Consider the following 18147-nt stretch of genomic DNA (forward strand, 5'->3'; position numbering starts at 1 on the left):
AAAATTGTTACGGCACTTATAAAATTTTCCATTGTAGTGAAGGTGTCCCTCAATGATGCTTATAAAATCCTACTCCTTTAATATCAGTCCACAATGTGGTTTGGTGGCAAAGGAAACATTGATCGACACGGGCTTCATGCTCATGAGCCACTTTTTTTGAAATCATATTAAAATGTTCCATATAATGACTGGGTGGCGCTTGATGGCATTGAGCACAATCCATTGAACTCGGAGATGGGTGCCTAAATTCAGAGAGGCTCCAATGAGCCGTTTCATGACAAGCAGAACAATCGTCGCCAAATAACTTAAAGTGCTTGTCCTTGTTTTGATGACACGAGGCACAGTGTAAAGTCAGTTCTTGAGTCGATAAATGGGGGTTGACCAGTAATGGTGATTTATTGGATTCATTCTGCGCTAAAAAGAGCATAACCTGATTAATAATCACCTGTTCTTCCTCATCATTTTCATTTGAAAAGGCACGAAGTTGCTGCAGTCCCAACGAAACCAGCGCATTGTGATCCATCTGAGTGATGCGCGCGCTCTCACCCTGGTGCTCTCTATGGCACGCGACACAACTGCCTATGTTGGCATGAAAGGAGGTTGGCTGGCGTTTTAACAGAGATTCGTTGTTGGCATGGCAGACGATGCAGTTCGTTGCCTCAACCCCTTTCACTGGAGTATGACACGCAGTGCAGTTGTGACTTAAAAACGAGTGGGCTTTGGAAAGTTCTCCAGGGCTTGCCATTCTTTGCCATTCGGCCAGGTTCGTCAAACGGCTCACCTCATCTCCATGAGAAGACAGATAATAGGCCATAAAAGACAGTGCCGCTATTACGGTAAGGGCAGCGAGGGTAGCCCATCTCAGCTTCATTGAAACCACCTTAATCCAAAATAAATTCCAGACCACACGTGCAGACCCAACAAAACATACAATACCAGTGCTGTAATAATGTGACAGGTTAACCATTTTTGAAACAGGCGCTTGAAGTGCTCGTGAAAACGAATGGCGTATTCCAGCTCAGAGATGGCATCTGCTAAACACAAAGCGCGTACCTCTGCCGACTTGATTAACTGACCATCCAGTGCGGTGTCTTCAAGCAGCCAGGAAAGAAAGCGAGCGGTCATAAGATGTAATTTTCCGATGTTTTGCTTGGGGTGTGCGCTTGCTTGTAATTCTTGAGCCACGATTTGGTATTGCTGTTGTAGTCCCAAGAGGATTGTCTTTTTTTCATCGATTTCCTGAGTCATAAAGCCCATGAGATAACGACCAATAAAACCACTGAGCGTGACAATGAGTGTCATCGCAGTCAAAGCAATACCTAAAGCACTATTAAATTTATGCCCGGTATGAATCAAGACTAAAATAGAACCGATAATGCCTGCATAAATATGCCATGACAACAGGGTATTCATGGACACATAGTGTGTTACCCAATTTTTCAAAAATGAAATGCGCTTAATAAAGAGGTAGAAGAGCGGAATCAGCATCAATATCGAGCCACTCACGCCAAACACACCACCCCAAAAACTCCCGGCAAAACGATAAGACGTATGGACTGCAAAGCCTAGCCATGTGATAAGCATTAGAAGTACTAAGCCCAAAACCATCATACGTCCTTGCGCATTCATTAAGCATCCACCTCAATGTTTTGAGTCGCTTTGGCCTGACAGGCTAAGATGAGCCTCTGTTGTTTGTCTTCCTTTGAAAGCGCATCTTCACAAGCCATGGTCACTTCCCCTGACAGCAATTTCACTTTACATAACCCGCATTGCCCGGTTCGACACGCATTATCAATCGCAATTCCATTGGCTTCAGCGATTTCAAGAAGGGTACGGTCTGGAAGAATCGGAACCATTTTTTCAGATTTCCGAAAAGAAATCATCGAACGGGTATCGGCTTTGATGGCCTCTAAGTCTTCTTGGATTATTTCTGGTTTCTTTTCTGGTCCAAATGCTTCTGTTAGAATCAAATCAGCGGGCACCTTAAGTTCTTTTAAGATACCAAGGATGGCTGCCATCATCGCAGGAGGACCACAAACGTGGATACGATGAGAGGCAATATCAGGGACAAGATGGCTGATGATGTTCTTGGTAAATAGGCCTTGCAACCCCATCCAAATGGTTCCCTCTGAACGCAGCATCGACGCGTACACATGGAGATTAAGGTATCTTTCTTGAAGTTGCTCTAATTCTTCGCGAAAGAGAAACTCACTCGTCGTGCGACAACAGTACAGCAAATAAATGTCATTGTGCCATCCAATATCGGTGAGGTAGCGGATGATACTCATCATCGGGGTAATACCAACTCCTCCACAAATCAGTACAATGCTCTTTGCCTCTTCACCAGTAAAGGTAAATTTACCATTAGGTCCCATCACCTCCAGTAAATCCCCTTCTTTAATTTCGTCATGCAAATAACGGGAAAACACGCCTTGTTCTTCCCGCTTGACCGTGATGGCGCAATAATGCAATTGGGTTGGGGTGGACGCCATGGTGTAACTGCGTCTTACGGTTTTACCATTAATTAAGGCGGTGAGCGTAATGAACTGGCCAGGATAATAGGTAAATGGCAAAGCCACCTCATGGGTTGATGCCAAATGAAACGTTTTGATTCCCGGGGCTTCTTGAAAGATACGGCAAACACGAAGTTGTCCTTCCCATTTCTCTTCCGGTTCGGTGAGCGATCTCATGACTGGAAATTGCGGGACAGGACATTTATGAGCGGGGCAGGTAGGAGGCGTAGTTGGGGCTGTTTCTGATGGCACTTTAGAAACTTGAGAGGATTTAATAGGCTCTACAGATGTTAAGGAAGGGGTTGGTTCAGGTGCTTTTGAGAATTGGGGTGGTGTCTCTGAAGATACAGTCGCATTTTGTTTGGTTAAGCGATCGAGCAAAGCAGCCGCTCTTCTCATTTTGAAAAAATACATCCAAATCATGACCAAAAAAAACAGACCAAATAGAGCGATAATCGTTAAATGAAAAAAAGGACCGCCTAAGACATTTTTGGCTTGAGGAGTACTTGGAAGAAGATTCATTTCACGTTTAAACCACTGCAAAGCGATGTCGCGAGGATTTTTTCCTTCAGACAGTGCGCGAAGTGCAGCCAGTGCACTCTCATATTGCGCTATCCCTTCCCGTAATTTCTCTAAAGCTTCTTGCATTTTAGCGTAATCGTTATTGTTGGATGCCAACAAAAGCTCGTTAAGTCCACCTTTCATGAGCGCCATGCCGGATGTGATGCGTTGATGTGCCTTTTGTTGAATTGCAAGGCGTTTTTCGGGGGATAATGTGGGTAAATTCATTAAAGAAGGGTACAGTTCCTTAGAGGGAGTCCCTATGTTTTTCATCATGCCCCCCATTCCCTCACTTTCTTTTTCTCCTTGATGATGGGCAGCATGGTCTTGTGCTGTGAGTTGAGCAAAGGAAACAGAAGCCATCGCCAACAGGAAAGAAATAGATACTGCTTGAACCCATAGAAATAGGAAAAACTTTTTAATGTATTGAAACAGCATCCTTTCCCTCCAAAGCGCACTGAACAAGCTGAGATTATTTGTTTTCCTGCCTCTTATTAGTTTATCCCATATTCTGTAACAAATTTCCAATAACTTAAAAGGGTATGATTAGGAATTCATGCAGTCATTCATTCCATGGATTAGAAACTCAACCAAATCAGTACGTTATTTGCTCTATTTTGAGGTTCTGTCTATTCTATAATAGAAGCTTTTTTAAGAGATGTCCTATGTGGAATCTTAAAAAAGTGAAGGGACGGCACGCTTTGATACTTTACAGGGATCAATCGGTTAAGTGCTAATTCTGACATGGTAGTGAACATTATGATGCCAGGATGGAGGAATTTCCAATGGCGAAGCAGTGGATGGTTTTAATAGGGTGTGTGGTCTTGAGTTTATTGACGACTGCTTCGTTAGCACAATATCGAAATGGTGTTTTTTCAGTGGAGTACTCAAAGGCCTCCCCTATAAAAAATATCCCTCTTAAAAAAGCCACATTAATAATCAAAATCTACTATTATGGATATCCCAAAGGGCATTTCTCAGTGGTCACGGATGAAAAACAACATTTTATCATGGGTTATGATGATAAGTATCAAATCGCTCTCGAACTCATCGCCATTTCGGGACAGGAACAATATAAGGCCTTATGCCGTGGAGAATCGAAACCAGGGCAGTTGAAATTAATAGTCGTCTGTAACCCGTATAAGAAAAAGACCTTATAAAGAGGCGGTGTGACTTTTGCCTCATAGTGCTCTATGTGAACTCATGACCAATAATCGCTTGGGCGCTTTGCAAAATATTCTGAATTTCTTCGGTAATTTCTTCTTGGCGCAGTAAATTGAGACGATGGTTTAATGCATTTTTTTTATTTTCCAAGCGATCTAATGCCTGGTTTAAGTGAAACAGTCGTTGATGATTCTCCGCAAAAAACGATTGATAAAAAATCGAATAACACATGGTCAGTAAATAATGCTCCACCAAGTCAGCGAAAAACTGATCTCTGGAACCATTTAAAACGGGTGGCACAGAAAAATGAGGCGCAGGACTTGTATCCAACTCTTTAAAGGGCTGCCAGGTTTTTGCTTGAATTTGATTGTGCTCTTCCTCATTGAAGAGGATAGTCCATTGCCAAGAATGCCATGTTTTATTTTTTTGCAATAAGGCCTTTTCTAACGTGTGTAACACGTTTGAAATCACGGCTGGGATTTCTTCAATGGCATTGGGTCCATCGATTGTTGCCATGACACGAGAGTCATTAGGCATTTTTAATGCCAGTTTATGCCCTACAAGAATAAGTGCTGGTTCCAATTCAGAATGGTGCTCTTTGTGCACGTCTAACTGATGAAGCACATTATCATTAAAAGAACCACAAAAGCCGCGTTCTGAGCCAATAAGAATAGAAACTAAGGGAGGATTTTCTTGTTGATTCATGGGGGGCATGGGATAGAAACTTAAAAAATCATGACTCACCTCACTAATGGTTTTAATGACGTTGTCCTGCATGGAAAGACATTGAGTGATTTTGCCCAGTTCAATGAAAGAAAGATTTTTCATGGCCGTCATAATGTGGCCAATTTCTTCTAAAGTATGAACATGTTCTTTGAGTTTGGTTCGTTTCGTCATGATACCATCCGGGTATTAAGTGATACTCATTGCTTTGGAGTGGATAATGAGTCCGTTCTATGCCATTAGCCATTCTTTTATCGCTTTTTTCCATTGTTCTCGTGGGCTTCCCAAGGATAAAGTGCTTTGTTTTATTTCTTCCTCTATTTTTTTGAGCATTTTGGGGATGTCTTCTAAATTCAATTCGTCAAAGAAACCCTCATTGTAAGCAATAAGCCATGCGAGTTGAAATTCAATGGGTAGTGGTGAAAAACGTTCTTGTTTTAGAATTTCTCTTAAAACTCGCCCTTTTTGAATCTGCTTTTGCATTTTGGCATCCAGTTTCGCCCCAAAGCGGGTGAACAGTTCCAAATCAAGAAATTGCAGGTAATCCAGTTTCATTCGACCGGATTCTTTTTTAATTTGCGGATGCTGCGCTTTACCACCGACTCGTGAGACCGATTTGGTGATATCAATGGCGGGAAGAAATCCAGAAGAGAATAAGGATTCATCAAAAAAGATTTGCCCATCAGTGATGGAGATGAGATTCGTTGGAATATAAGTGGCCATTTCACCTTCTTTGGTTTCGATAATAGGCAACGCCGTCATACTACCGCCGCCCAGAGCAGGGGAAAGACAGGTGGAGCGTTCTAATAAACGGGAATGCAGATAAAAAATGTCCGCAGGAAATGCCTCACGTCCAGGAGGTCTACGCAGTAAAAGGGACAGTTCACGATAACTATTGGCATGAGCACTCAAATCATCATAGATCACCAGGGCATCTAAGCCCTTTTTCATCCAGTGTTCGGCAATGGCGCACCCTGCAAAAGGAGCCAGATAAAGTAATCCTGGTAAGGCCGTCGCTTGGGCTACTACAACAGTCGTATAGTCCAATGCATTGGCTTCTTTTAATAATTGAATGGTAGAGCTTACCGTGGAACGTTTTTGGCCAATCAACACATAGACACAATACACTTTTTTATCTTTTTGATTCATCACAATGTCAAGGGCCAAAGCACTTTTACCAAGCCCATTATCCCCAATCAGTAACTCCCTTTGTCCTTTTCCAATGGGAATTAGATTATCAAGCATCTTATTTCCTGTGTACAATGGTCGATTCACAAAGTCACGGTGAAGAATAGGTGGGGACAGCCTATCCAGTAATCCTTGTTCTTCATGGGGCGGAATCTCACCGCCGTCTAATGGATGGCCTAGAGGATCAATCACTCGCCCAAGCAGTTTATCACCTACAGGAATACTCAATACGCGTTTCAGAGGAAAAATAGGGGTGCCTGCCTTTAATTTTTTGGTTTGTACCAGCATCACAGCGCCAACCAGCTCTTCGGTGAGGTGGAACACCATCGCGATACAGCACTCATCCTCTGAAATAAGAATTTCATCGATGGCAGCCCCTGGTAAGCCCTTAATCCAGATAATCCCATCTCCAACAGAAACCACCCGCCCTTGTTCGGATACCTTGATTTGAAATTGATAGCGCTCAAGGCGTTGTCGTTGCTTCTCAAGAAAAGAAGGGGTGTTAGACCAATTCATTTTTTGTCTCTATAAAGAATTTTAATTCATCACGAAGATTGGCTTGCAAGCACATGGGGCCCATTTGCAGGGTTAATCCCGCGAGAAGCTTTGGATTTTCCGTAAAAGAGACTGTAATTTTTTTAGGTGACAATTGTTCAATAACTTGCAAGAGATCCTGTTTCTGATGTTCTTTGATGGGGTAGGCCGTTTGTATTGAAACGGTTTCTTCTTCAGGCACAGTATGGAGCCATTGCCATTGTTCTGTCGGAATATGATGGAGCTCCTCAATGGTTTTTTTGATGATTTTCTCTTCAAGATGGGCATCCGCAAAAGGCATTAACAATTTTTCAGCAAATTTCCCAGCCAATAGAAACGCTTCCTTGGCATTGTTTTCAATGATGGCTGCGGCTTTTTGCATTTCATGGGAAAAAATCTGTTCTTTTTCTTGATGCAATTGTTTTTCAAACCGGAGTCTTTCTTCTGATTTCCATTGTTCCATTGCCTCATGCCACTCGTTTTGTAGGGTCGCTTTCTCTTGTTGCCAATCGGTAAGACGATGTTCATAGGTTGTTTGCAATTGCGTTGCTTGCCTGTGCAGTCTTTCCGCAGTCTCTAATTGTTCTTGCACTCTTTTTTTTCGTTCTAATATGGTTTTTTGTATGGGCGCATAAAGAAAGCGTTTCAAAATCCAAATGAGAATAAGAAAATTAATGAGTTCTAATGAAAAAGTGGTCCAAGAGAGTTCCATTGGTTTTATCCCTGTTGCGTTACAAAATAAGACAATAATGGATTTCTAAAGAGGATAATCAAAACAATCACCAAACAATAAATGGCTAACGATTCGATCATGGCCAAACCAATAAATAAGGTTCTGGTGATGGATTTTTCGGCTTCAGGTTGCCTTGCCAAAGCATCTAAGGCGTGACTAATCGCGCGCCCCATGGCTAGAGCCGGCCCTATAGTTCCTATGGCAATGGCTATTGCGGCAATAACGGTTGACGCTAAACTAAACCAACTTATGTCATTCATAACGATTCTCCTTGGCTTTTAAGCTCATGGGCTTGAATGCCCCCAGCAATGTATATTAAGGCCAGCATGCCAAAAATATACGCTTGGATGATGGCTTCAATAATATGTAAAATGAGTATTGGAATAGGAACTAAAAATCCGGCAATCATGAGGACAATCAGGGCGGTTAATTGCAAGCTCATGATATTACCAAACAAGCGGACAGCCAATGCTAAGGTTCGAGAGATTTCGCTGATTAAATGAAAAGGCAATAAAAAAGGAGTTGGCTTAATATAATGTTTCAAATACTCTCGCCACCCCTCGGCACGAATTCCAAACCAGTGTACCGATAAAAAAGTCATTATCGCAAGGGATGCCGTCACCGATAAATCCGCTGTTGGTGAATAAAATCCCGGAATAACACCAATTAAATTGGAAACAAGGATAAAAATCCACAAGGTGGCTACAAAAGGAAATATCAGTTCAACGTGCTCGGGCAATACTTCTTTTATTGCATCGTACATGGTGCTTAAAACACCCTCCCAAATGAGTTGGTACGTGCTTGGCTGTAGGAGAGAGCATTTGTAAGTGGTACTCCATGCCATGATGAATAAGGAGATCATAATGAACCACGTGGTTAAGACGCTTTGTGTGATGGGTAATCCACCGATTGAAAAGGCAAAATGCGCTAAGAATCCTTCTTCTCCCACAGTTAGTCCTTAATTAAAAGATACACGTTAATGGCACCAATAATCACCCCAAGGAGGATTAAATTGATGGTCCAACTGATGGAATACCCTTTTATTTTCTCATCGAGCCAAACCCCGAGATAGGCTCCTGCAATGATGGGTAACACAAAAACAAAGCCCAAAGTGCCCAGGTAAACTGTTTGGGCTAATAACGTTGATTTTCCCTTTTTGGCTTCATTGATTTTGCGGACGTTTCGTTTCACTTGTTGTTCCAGTTCCTTGTTTGAATTTTTAAATTCCATAGCTGTTCTGCCGGTTTAATTCCCATAAACGCTTTAACATTTCTTCATCCAAACGATGCACGCTTTCTTTGGTGCGCACTAGATTGTTTTCTTCCCAATGTAATTCTTCCTCCAGGACCCTTTGTATGGCTTGGTACTCTTTATGGCGCACATAATGTCTTGTCGCGATATGCAATTGATTGTCAATGAAATAAACCACGGCACCTGGTAATGCTAAGTATTCCGTCTCTTGATTCTCATCACGAAACCAGGCCAAGCCGAATTTTAAGCACGTCATCATTCGGCCATGATGAGCTAAAATCCCAAATTGCCCAGAAGCATCCTCACCCACAAAACTGATGACCTTATCGATTTTTTCATATTGTGTGGCACTCTTAAGATGGATAGTAAAAAGCTCCATGTCCGTCGTTATCTCCCTTTATCCATGGCACCCCTCATGTAACACGCTTCTTCTGAAAATTCATCGTAATCGCCTCTTAGAAATGATTCGCAATCGGTTAATGTGTGTTCTAATGAAACCGATTTCCCTTCCATTCCTGTTTGAAGTTTGGTGACATGGAAGGGTTGGCTAAGATAGCGCTGCAGTTTACGTGCTCTTAACACAATAGCACGGTCTTTAGGAGAAAGCTCTTCAATCCCCATCATAGAAATCATGTCTTCTAATTCTTGATAACGTTCCAGGTGTTCTCGTACGGCTTGTGCAATGGAATAATGTCGCTCGCCCAATAGGATTTTATCCATAAATTGACTCTTGGAAGCTAAGGGATCCACGGCGGGATAAATGCCTTTGCCTGCTTGTGCGCGAGAGAGTACTATGATGGAATCCAAATGAGTAATAATCCCGGTCACCGCCGGATCGCTCATATCATCAGCCGGAACATAAACCGCTTGTACCGAGGTCACTGCTCCTTTTGCAGTCGATGTCATGCGCTCTTCAAGTTCCGCTATCTCAGTCATTAAGGTGGGTTGATAACCGACACTAGCCGGCATTCGGCCAAGTAACCCCGAAATTTCACTGCCGGCTTGCACAAAACGATAAATATTATCCACAAGAAAAAGAACCTCATGGCCCAACGTATCACGCAAATATTCCGCATAAGTTAATGCCGATAACCCTGTGCGAAAACGCACTCCCGGTGATTCGTCCATTTGACCAAACACCATGAGGGTTTTATCCATTACGCCTGCGGATTTCATCTCATGCCACAATTCATGTCCTTCCCGAATGCGCTCCCCAACACCAGCAAAGACAGAGGTCCCTTGATGCAATTGAATAATGGCATGCATCAATTCCATCAGGAGTACGGTTTTCCCAACTCCTGCACCACCAAACAATCCCGTTTTACACCCTCTGACGAAAGGACAAAGTAAATCAATGACTTTAATTCCAGTCTCAAGAATGGTTTCTTGAGTGCTCGTCATTTCAAGTGGCGCTAAGTTTGCCAGAACATCACGATATTCATGGGTTTCTAATGGCGGGGCTCCGTCTAATGGCTCACCAAAAATATTTAAAAGGCGGCCCAAGCATTCTTTTGAAACGGGAATTCGTAACGAAGTGCCTTGGTCATAAACTATTAAACCTCTTTGCAATCCTGAGGCACGGTGGAGCGTGATGGCTCTCACATGATGCTCATCAAGATGCTGACACACTTCCAAAATGTATTCATCACTGTCCGTGTAAGTTTTAAGAGATTGATGCAAAGGAGGTAGTACATCACAATGTATCCTGACAACAGGGCCATTGATTTCGATTATCCTGCCGATGGGAGTTCCATGAGTTTGAGCAACAGCCGTGTTTTTATCCATCATTTTCCAATTGTATTCATGACCCATGAATTAGGTGTCGTCCTATTCTCTCTATTTTTACATCACTTTATGGAATTTTAATATAACAGAGTTTGAAAACAGAGAGCAAAATGCTAATTAATAAAAGCTCGCCTCAAATCTAAAAAACAAAAGCTATGTAGGAGGTCTCATCAATCTGCACACCCATGTCACTGGGTTATATGATGATACACCAAACCATCCCTTTATAGAGTTCAATGAAATAGGTAGGCTCTGAATAGGCCAATCTTAATGGGCTACTGGCATAATAGGGCTCTTAGACATCTCATAAGAGCCCTGGTGATTTGAGTCAATTACCCTAGGATAGGCCTCTCTTATAGAGGAGTTATTGGTTTTTCATCATGGGACATCCCATCATTTGCCTATCCATCATCATCTGCATCATTTGCGTCATCATTTGCATCATTTTCATACGTTGATCCATCATCTCGGGTTGTTTTGCTGTATCATCGTGCATACTTTGCATCATCTTCATGCCTTTTTGCATGGTGTGCATGCCTTCTTCCATCATGGGCATTTGTGTTTGCATCAACGATTTCTTTTCTTCCGTTGTTTTTGCATTCATAAGCTTATCATGCATCTGTTGCATTTGTTTTAGTGCTTCTTGCATTTGTTTCATTTCGTCTTGCAGTTGGGTTGACTGCTGATTAGAGCTTTGCATTCCCATATTATTCATTTGAGAACCAGAAGACATGTCTTCTGCAAAGAGTGGCATGGCAACCAAACTGCAAGCGGCCAATAAAATGAATGCATTCCTTTTTAACATAATGAAATCTCCTTATTATTTTTTCAATGAATTGTCCGAGCTGAACATCCTATCACAGCACTATAAGCGTTGGCCATGAAAAGCAAAAGACATACCAAGTCGCTGTATTAATGCCAACCTTTTCCTCCTGTGTTGTGTCCCTCATAAGTATGAGAAACACGGTGTGAATCATTGGTCGTTGTTGATGTGGCACAAGAGCCCAACAGAAGTATCGCGCTGAATAAAGCCATTACCCCAATAACTGTTTTAAAAACGCACTGCTTTGGCATATCAATACTCCTTGCAATGAAATCATGTGATGGCTGAATCAATAGAAAAACAACCCACCTTATTTTATAAATCCTTTTTATAATATAGCACCGTTTAGAAATACGCAGTGCCAGTCATGACTACTTGTTGAAAAAATCAGTTGTCTTTCGGAATAGGGAATCTATACCTCGCCAAGCTTAATATAAGTTCAAATTATTATTTGAATTCACTGCCAAGGATGTGAATAGATGTTGGAGTTAAGGAAGACGATAAGTAGGGTATTTAATTATTGCGAAGATTCTACCATTCTTTTATGAAGAAATTTTAAGATGATTCAAAAGGAAAAAATTTTTGGTTAAAAGTATTTTTAAATGCCACAATAAAAAAGACCATGTTCTTAACATCTAATAAATAAGCTCAAAAAGGGAAGGGAATAAGTATGAAACATTCGACTTTAGTAAAAAAATCAATAGGGCTAATTTTCATTTGTTTGTCCTTTTTATTGTTTTCCTGCAGTTCCTACATTCCTAAAGAGGACTCAAAAGGTAACATGCCAGTTAAGAAGCGATTTGGTGGCTATCATGGCTATCATCACCACAGACATGGGCATTGACACCATTAGAAATGACCCAATGAACACTCATTATTAGTGATAATTAATGCCTGATATCGTATGAAAATATTGAGTATACGAAAACAAGTACTTTTGTTATAACTTTATTAATTTTCCTTATCCTGCAAGCATTTTTTACATGGGTTTTTATTTCAACGGCATTAAGAATTTTCCACTTCTTTATCAAGCATTAGATTAGCCCCTTACTCATTATGGTTTATGAGGCTGAGTTTTTAGTTATTTTCCTCTTGAAGCTCACATAAGTTGAGGGCGGGAACAACTCATTTGGTGTGACTTCTAATCCTTTAAGAATTTTTAGAAGATTTAAAATGGTTATATTGGCTTCGCCACGTTCCACAGTCCCGTAGTAACCCCGATTCATTTCGATGAAATTGGCAAACCCCTCTTGAGAAAAACCTTTCTCTTTTCTGATTTTGCGAATTTGTTTGCCTAGTACAATTAAGTCGGTTTGTTTTTTCATTCAAAAAGCATATGTGCTATGCTTCATATATAACCACACGGTATGTCTATCATTTTTGAGTTTTGTTTAGGAAATGGTAATAAAATCCTATTTTGTTATTTTTAACATTGTTAATTTTTAACACGGTAAATAATCGTTATTTGAACTATATTGATACGATTAGGAGAAGAAAATAATACCTGGCTTACTGGATAGTTATCAGGAATTAAAGTAGGTTAGAGTTCTTTAGTTAAATTGAGCGGACTCATGAGGAATTCATCTGTAGGTAAACCAATTTTAGTATTGAGAAATGACGTGCTACTTAATTAAAAGGGATTTAAAGATTTGTTTTATGCTGAAGACCATAGATGAAAGGTATCGTTTTTACCTCCTTAAATGACATGATTATAGAACAATTTGGCATAGAAACCTGGGACCAACTCGTATCCTCACTAGACCTTCCAAGTGGTGGAAGTTATACAGCAGGCGGCACTTACTCGGATACAGAATTTCAGCAATTGATTAAGGCCATTGCGAAGAGGACCAATCAGCACGCTTCTGTTTTTTTAGAGGCCTTTGGTGAATACATGTTTCCTATCTTATCGAGTAAGTGCGCAATTTTTTTAAAAAAGGACATGACATTAAAAGAATTTTTAAAAAGCATTGATGGAACAATTCATGTGGAAGTAGAAAAGTTATACCCAGATGAAACATTACCTACCATTAGCTATGAAGAGCCTGCTGCAAACCAATTGGTTATGGTGTATCGATCGCATAGAAGACTCTGTCATTTTGCAATGGGGCTCATCCAGGGAGCAGCGCAACATTTTAAAAAGAAAATTACCATTAAGCAGACTCACTGCATGTTAAAAAAAGATGATCATTGTCGTTTGGAGATTACCTTTGAGTGATGAGAACAAAGCATTATTTGAGCGCTCTTATTATCGCGAAAGAAAAGCTCGCGAGGAAGCCGAATTATTGCTGGAAAATAAGACAAGGGAACTTCATTTACTGAACCAGGATTTGGAAAAAAAGAATGCTGAACTGCTAAAAACGCTAAAAGACTTAGAAAGCGTACAAAAGAAATTATCGAAATTAGCCCATTTTGATGTATTAAGCCGATTACCCAATCGATTGCAGTTTGAACTGGATTTAAAACGTGAGATTGCTAGGTCAAAAAGATACGGTCGTCATCTGGCTCTGTTAAGCATCGATTTGGATTTTTTTAAAAATGTGAATGATCGCTTTGGTCATGATGTCGGTGATGGTCTATTGCGTGAAGTAGCGAAGCGTCTTTGCTCCAGTCTTCGCGAAGAAGATTGTGTGGCTCGATTGGGAGGAGATGAGTTTGCAGTGATTCTGACAGAAATTAATAATCCACAACAGGCAAAATTAGTGGCCAATAATATGATTCAAAAGATGGGTCAACCATTCCTTATTAAAGGCCATACCGTCATGATTGGACTAAGTATAGGAATTGCTTACTTTCCTGATGCCGGTGATGAGGCAATAACTCTTCGTAAGAATGCCGATATTGCTTTATACAACGCCAAAGAATGTGGTCGAAATAATTGCCAAATCTTCACACCGTCTCTTAGAAAACAATATTCAAAACGCTTGGGAATAGGAACCGAGTTGCATCTTGCTTTGGAGCGACAAGAATTTTTTCTTGTTTATCAGCCCCGGGTTGACTTAAAAACGAATTCTATGGTTGGAATGGAGGTCTTATTACGTTGGCAACATCCCAAGCGGGGCGTTGTTTTTCCTGATGAATTCATTTCCGTTGCAGAGCATTTTAACTTGATTATTCCAATTGGTGAATGGGTCTTACGAACCGCGTGTAGGCAGTATGTGGATTGGAAAAAGAGTTACGCTCCTTTCAACTGCACCCTGGCGATTAATATTTCGCTTCATCAATTTCAACACAAAGGGTTTATTTCTTCTGTGAAGCACATTTTACAAGAATATCAAATGCCATCGGATTGGTTAGAGCTTGAAATTACGGAAGCAACGGCAGTCAATTTTTTGGGAAAGATTGAAGATACATTAAGTACGCTTCGCAATATGGGGGTAAAGCTTGCTTTTGATAATTTTGGCTCAGGCTATTCTTTTTTATCTCACTTAAAAAATTCACCAGTCCAATCCATCAAACTGAAACAAACCTTAATTGAAGATGCTCATCTCAGAGAAAATGATAATTTAATTATCAAATCGACGATTGCTTTGTCGAAAGAGTTAGGATTGAATGTGGTTGTGGGTGGTGTCGAAACAGAAGAACAACTCAATTTTTTACGGTCAAGTCACTGTTTCGAAGTGCAAGGCTATTACAGCAGTAAACCGTTAACAGTAGGACAGATGACGCAATTTATCGAGGAAAGGAACTCCAAAGGGCTGTAGCTTTATGTTGTTTCATTCCTATCAAAAAATAACACCAATTAGGTTACCAAAAATAATTTAGCCTAAAATGGATAAGTTAATAAGCCCCGCTTTATTGACCAAAATCGATGGGTTAAATTTTGTGCTATGCTGTATTATATCGTGTTGATTATAGAGCATAATATCAGGGATGTCGGCCATGAAGGGACTAGAAAAACAATGCTGTCCTAAGAAAAGAATACTCACTCAGAGTCAAGAATTGCAAGAAGGGGTAGATTTCTCGTGTTGTGCACCGGCTGATAGAGGTACTTCCGATAACTTCTTTCCATTTTTCACTCGATTAGTGCAAGCCAACTTGGCTAAATGGACGGCAGGAATAAGTCCTGCTGCCATCGGTTCTTCTTATTCCACCTGGCTTTGGCAATTGGCCCAATCCCCTGGGGTTTTGTGGGAACTTGCTTTTTATCCGGTTTTTCATGCCAAGGATTGCATTAATAATATCGTTTGTGTTGAGCGTGCTGCGGATGGTAAAGACGTGCGTTTTAAAAAAGACAGTTGGCAGCCTATGCCTTGGCGTTTATTCGCCGAAGGGTTTTTGCAGATGGAAGATTGGTGGCGACGCGCCACAACGGACGTGCCAGGATTACCCAACCAAGTGGAACGTACTGTTTCATTCTGGGCGCGCCAATGCCTTGATGCCCTATCCCCTTCCAATTTTGTTTGGTCTAATCCTGATTTATTTCATGAAGCCATGCGCACTGGGGGACTTAATCTCATCCAAGGCGGCCAAATCGCGCTCGAAGATTGGTTAGAAAAGCTAACCGGTGCACCACCTACAGGTTCTGAACATTTTATCCCAGGGAAACAAGTAGCTATTACTCCAGGGCGGGTGGTCTTTCAAAATCATTTAATTGAGCTCATTCAATATGAAGCCCAAACGAAAACAGTCTATAAAGAGCCGATACTTATCTTACCAGCCTGGATTATGAAATATTATATTCTCGATTTATCACCACATAACTCCTTGGTGAAGTGGCTCGTAAGTCAGGGACACACTGTATTTATCATTTCTTGGCGCAATCCTGACAAAGAAGACCAGGATTTGGGGATGGATGATTATTATCGACAAGGCGCAATGGCTGCCATTGATGCGGTATCGACTCTTTTTCCAGAAACTAAAATCAATCTGATGGGGTATTGTTTAGGAGGTACCTTGGCTATGATTACGGCAGCTGCGATGGGCAGAGACAAGGACGAGCGTTTAAACAGCTTGACACTCTTGGCAGCCCAAGGGGATTTTACTGAGGCTGGGGAATTAATGCTCTTTGTAACTGAAAGTCAAGTGGATTTTCTTAAAAGTATGATGCGGGAACAAGGGTATCTGGATACCAAGCAAATGGCTGGTTCTTTTCAGATGTTGCGTGCTTATGACTTAATTTGGTCCAAAATGGTTCAAGATTACATGCATGGAATGCGGCGAGGGATGATTGATTTGACCGCTTGGAACGCAGATGCCACCCGGATGCCTTACAAAATGCACAGTGAATACCTTGAAAAACTCTTCTTAAGGAATGATTTTGCCGAAGGGCGTTATACAGTGGAAGGAAAGCCTGTGGCTGCTGAGAATATTAAGTTACCTGTTTTTGCGGTGAGCACTGAAAAAGACCATGTAGCACCCTGGCAATCCGTCTATAAAATCCATCTTATGACTGAAGGGGATGTGACCTTTGTTCTCACTGGTGGTGGGCATAATGCGGGCATCATCAGTGAGCCGGGTCACCCAGGACGCTCTTATCGTGTTCATGAGCAGAAACAAGGCGAGGCTTACTTAAATCCTGAGAGCTGGCTTGCGATGGCAGAGAGGCGGGAAGGTTCCTGGTGGCGAGAATGGAATGAGTGGCTAGTCCAGCAAAATACTAAAAAACGCATTGCATCATCGGTCATGAATCCCTCACTGCCAGAGGCACCAGGAACTTATGTGCTTCAGAAATAAAACGCTCTTCTTTGAACAATAGGAGCGCTGTATATTAGTAAGCATCCGATCCAATAAAGCCGCATCCATTTGCTTAGCAAATCCTCTAGGTGGATGGCGGCCACCCTATCAATGTTTAAAATAACAGTGCTCAATGGACTTTTGAGTGAGTTACATGTATTGCCCACCATTAATATCAAAATTGGCACCAGTAATAAAACCACTTTGCTCCTCTGCAAGGAAGGCAACAACACGAGCAATTTCTTGGGGTTTGCCTAATCGTCCCACAGGAATTTGGGCAACAATCGCTTCTAAAATATCGTCCCTTAGAGAAGCGAGCATTTCAGTATTAATATAGCCAGGAGAGACGGTATTCACTGTAATGCCTTTCTTTGCCACTTCTTGCGCCAGACTTTTGGTAAAACCGTATAATGCAGATTTAGTGGCCGCGTAATTACACTGGCCAAATTGACCTTTGCGTCCATTCACAGAAGAAATGGTGATAATACGTCCATAACTATTATCCAACATATTGGATAACACGGTTTTCGTCATATTAAAGACACTATTCAAATTGGCATTGATGACATCCTGCCATTGTTCTTGAGTCATTTTTTTCAAAGTGGCATCGTTCGTCATGCCGGCATTATTCACTAGAATATCGATTTTGCCGTATTTTTCGATGACCAATTCGGTCACTTTCTCACAATCATTGAAGGAAGAAATATCAGCGTAGACAATGTCGATATCAAAGCCTTGCATGGCTTGTTTTTTCTGCCATTCTTTCGCCAAATCATGATTGCCCTGTTTAAAATAGCAGGCAATGACTTGATAATCTAACTTTTGCATTGCCTGGCATATGGCGGTACCAATACCACCAGTGCCCCCTGTGACTAAAGCAACTCGTTGGTCCACTTCTTTCCTCCTTGATGGTTTCATGCAGTAAAAATAAGTGTTATTGTTCATCAGAACGGTCTTGCCTAGACCTAATGGTGGTCATTTTTGATAACCTCTACTTCCTCGGCCTGAGGTCCTTTCTGTCCTTTTCCCATTTTAAAAAGAACGGTTGCCCCATCGGGAAGCGTTTTAAAGCCGTTACTTTGAATCGAGCTAAAGTGGACAAAGTAATCCTTGCCACTGCTTTCAATAAAACCAAATCCCTTGTCTTTATTAAACCATTTGACTTTACCACGAATTTTATTAGTCATTTTGTTTATTTC

The 18147-nt window shown here is 41.2% G+C and carries 21 protein-coding genes; 5 read left to right on the forward strand and 16 right to left on the reverse strand.

Annotated features, from left to right (window positions below; translation table 11 throughout):
• Window positions 1-49: 49 nt before the first annotated feature.
• Genes LPG_RS05180 through LPG_RS05190 form a run of 3 tightly spaced genes read right to left on the reverse strand, consistent with a single transcriptional unit; the run spans window position 50 to window position 3512 of the window.
• A complete protein-coding gene (locus tag LPG_RS05180) occupies window positions 50-871 on the reverse strand; it encodes a hypothetical protein (RefSeq protein ID WP_015444655.1) in 822 nt (273 codons plus the stop codon).
• A complete protein-coding gene (locus LPG_RS05185) occupies window positions 868-1629 on the reverse strand; it encodes a hypothetical protein (RefSeq protein WP_010946778.1) in 762 nt (253 codons plus the stop codon). Before LPG_RS05185 ends, LPG_RS05180 begins: the two co-directional genes overlap by 4 nt.
• A complete protein-coding gene (locus LPG_RS05190) occupies window positions 1629-3512 on the reverse strand; it encodes a 2Fe-2S iron-sulfur cluster-binding protein (protein ID WP_015444654.1) in 1884 nt (627 codons plus the stop codon). Before LPG_RS05190 ends, LPG_RS05185 begins: the two co-directional genes overlap by 1 nt.
• Window positions 3513-3859: 347 nt before the next feature.
• On the opposite strand from LPG_RS05190, the gene LPG_RS05195 reads away from it, so the two are divergent.
• Window positions 3860-4234 (forward strand): hypothetical protein, encoded by a 375-nt coding sequence (locus LPG_RS05195; protein ID WP_013101362.1) that lies wholly within the window; start codon window positions 3860-3862, stop codon window positions 4232-4234.
• A gap of 31 nt (window positions 4235-4265) precedes the next feature.
• Here the strand turns inward: LPG_RS05195 and LPG_RS05200 are convergent, their stop codons facing one another.
• From LPG_RS05200 to LPG_RS15230, 10 genes are all read right to left on the reverse strand, one after another.
• Window positions 4266-5135, reverse strand: a complete 870-nt coding sequence (locus LPG_RS05200) for a F0F1 ATP synthase subunit gamma (protein WP_010946782.1) — start codon at window positions 5133-5135, stop codon at window positions 4266-4268.
• A gap of 57 nt (window positions 5136-5192) precedes the next feature.
• Entirely contained in the window at window positions 5193-6665 is a 1473-nt protein-coding gene (locus LPG_RS05205; RefSeq protein ID WP_010946783.1) for a F0F1 ATP synthase subunit alpha, read from the reverse strand.
• On the reverse strand, window positions 6652-7395 hold the full coding sequence (locus LPG_RS05210) for a F0F1 ATP synthase subunit delta (protein WP_010946784.1): 744 nt from the start codon (window positions 7393-7395) through the stop codon (window positions 6652-6654). Before LPG_RS05210 ends, LPG_RS05205 begins: the two co-directional genes overlap by 14 nt.
• A 5-nt stretch (window positions 7396-7400) precedes the next feature.
• Window positions 7401-7676: a F0F1 ATP synthase subunit C gene (locus tag LPG_RS05215; RefSeq protein ID WP_011946148.1), complete on the reverse strand. Its 276-nt coding sequence runs from the start codon at window positions 7674-7676 to the stop codon at window positions 7401-7403.
• Window positions 7673-8365 (reverse strand): F0F1 ATP synthase subunit A, encoded by a 693-nt coding sequence (locus LPG_RS05220; RefSeq protein ID WP_010946786.1) that lies wholly within the window; start codon window positions 8363-8365, stop codon window positions 7673-7675. The genes LPG_RS05215 and LPG_RS05220 overlap by 4 nt, the downstream gene beginning before the upstream one ends.
• A gap of 2 nt (window positions 8366-8367) precedes the next feature.
• Window positions 8368-8646 (reverse strand): AtpZ/AtpI family protein, encoded by a 279-nt coding sequence (locus LPG_RS05225; protein WP_010946787.1) that lies wholly within the window; start codon window positions 8644-8646, stop codon window positions 8368-8370.
• The gene (locus tag LPG_RS05230) at window positions 8636-9046 is read right to left on the reverse strand and encodes a F0F1 ATP synthase subunit epsilon (RefSeq protein ID WP_010946788.1); all 411 of its coding nucleotides are present in this window, start codon (window positions 9044-9046) and stop codon (window positions 8636-8638) included. The genes LPG_RS05225 and LPG_RS05230 overlap by 11 nt, the downstream gene beginning before the upstream one ends.
• An 8-nt stretch (window positions 9047-9054) precedes the next feature.
• A complete protein-coding gene (gene atpD, locus LPG_RS05235; RefSeq protein ID WP_010946789.1) occupies window positions 9055-10479 on the reverse strand; it encodes a F0F1 ATP synthase subunit beta in 1425 nt (474 codons plus the stop codon).
• 337 nt (window positions 10480-10816) lie between these two features.
• Window positions 10817-11257, reverse strand: coding sequence for a hypothetical protein (locus LPG_RS05240; protein ID WP_010946790.1), 441 nt, complete (start codon window positions 11255-11257; stop codon window positions 10817-10819).
• A 107-nt stretch (window positions 11258-11364) separates the two neighbouring features.
• Window positions 11365-11526 carry a hypothetical protein gene (locus tag LPG_RS15230; RefSeq protein ID WP_015444651.1) on the reverse strand — a complete coding sequence of 54 codons (162 nt, stop codon included), beginning with the start codon at window positions 11524-11526 and terminating at the stop codon, window positions 11365-11367.
• A gap of 419 nt (window positions 11527-11945) precedes the next feature.
• On the opposite strand from LPG_RS15230, the gene LPG_RS15235 reads away from it, so the two are divergent.
• Window positions 11946-12119 carry a hypothetical protein gene (locus LPG_RS15235; RefSeq protein ID WP_015444650.1) on the forward strand — a complete coding sequence of 58 codons (174 nt, stop codon included), beginning with the start codon at window positions 11946-11948 and terminating at the stop codon, window positions 12117-12119.
• A 217-nt stretch (window positions 12120-12336) separates the two neighbouring features.
• Here LPG_RS15235 and LPG_RS05245 read toward each other — a convergent pair whose 3' ends face one another.
• Window positions 12337-12600 (reverse strand): helix-turn-helix domain-containing protein, encoded by a 264-nt coding sequence (locus tag LPG_RS05245; protein WP_013101369.1) that lies wholly within the window; start codon window positions 12598-12600, stop codon window positions 12337-12339.
• 347 nt (window positions 12601-12947) lie between these two features.
• Between LPG_RS05245 and LPG_RS05250 the strand changes: the two genes are divergently transcribed.
• The 3 genes from LPG_RS05250 (at window position 12948) to LPG_RS05260 (ending at window position 16948) form a co-directional block, all read left to right on the forward strand.
• Window positions 12948-13490 (forward strand): heme NO-binding domain-containing protein, encoded by a 543-nt coding sequence (locus LPG_RS05250; RefSeq protein WP_010946791.1) that lies wholly within the window; start codon window positions 12948-12950, stop codon window positions 13488-13490.
• Window positions 13456-14976 carry a putative bifunctional diguanylate cyclase/phosphodiesterase gene (locus LPG_RS05255; RefSeq protein ID WP_010946792.1) on the forward strand — a complete coding sequence of 507 codons (1521 nt, stop codon included), beginning with the start codon at window positions 13456-13458 and terminating at the stop codon, window positions 14974-14976. The genes LPG_RS05250 and LPG_RS05255 overlap by 35 nt, the downstream gene beginning before the upstream one ends.
• Window positions 14977-15154: 178 nt before the next feature.
• On the forward strand, window positions 15155-16948 hold the full coding sequence (locus LPG_RS05260; RefSeq protein ID WP_015444647.1) for a PHA/PHB synthase family protein: 1794 nt from the start codon (window positions 15155-15157) through the stop codon (window positions 16946-16948).
• 150 nt (window positions 16949-17098) lie between these two features.
• Here LPG_RS05260 and phbB read toward each other — a convergent pair whose 3' ends face one another.
• Window positions 17099-17842 (reverse strand): acetoacetyl-CoA reductase, encoded by a 744-nt coding sequence (phbB, locus tag LPG_RS05265; protein WP_011946156.1) that lies wholly within the window; start codon window positions 17840-17842, stop codon window positions 17099-17101.
• A 71-nt stretch (window positions 17843-17913) separates the two neighbouring features.
• Window positions 17914-18135 carry a cold-shock protein gene (locus LPG_RS05270; RefSeq protein WP_011946157.1) on the reverse strand — a complete coding sequence of 74 codons (222 nt, stop codon included), beginning with the start codon at window positions 18133-18135 and terminating at the stop codon, window positions 17914-17916.
• Window positions 18136-18147 lie beyond the last annotated feature (12 nt).

This window comes from Legionella pneumophila subsp. pneumophila str. Philadelphia 1 (assembly GCF_000008485.1).
Lineage (GTDB): Bacteria > Pseudomonadota > Gammaproteobacteria > Legionellales > Legionellaceae > Legionella > Legionella pneumophila.